Below are 296 nucleotides of genomic sequence, written 5' to 3' on the forward strand. Positions count from 1 at the left end.
AGCGAACCGGGCGCCGGCTCCGACGTGATCAGCATGAAGCTGCGCGCCGAGGACAAGGGCGGCTACTACCTGCTCAACGGCAGCAAGATGTGGATTACCAACGGCCCCGACGCCGACACCATGGTGGTCTACGCCAAGACCGAGCCGGAACTGGGTGCCCGTGGTGTGACCGCCTTCATCGTGGAAAAGGGCATGCCCGGGTTTTCCACCGCGCAAAAGCTGGACAAGCTGGGCATGCGCGGCAGCCACACCGGCGAGATGGTGTTCCAGAACGTGGAGGTGCCCGAGGCGAACAT

General features: G+C 64.2%; 1 protein-coding gene. It reads left to right on the top strand.

Annotation, left to right across the window (positions count from 1 at the left end; all coding sequences use genetic code 11):
* Positions 1–296: acyl-CoA dehydrogenase family protein (locus HA630_RS00560; protein WP_208299885.1), on the top strand; the 296-nt coding region annotated here is incomplete at both ends.

Source organism: Aquabacterium sp. A08 (assembly GCF_011742065.1).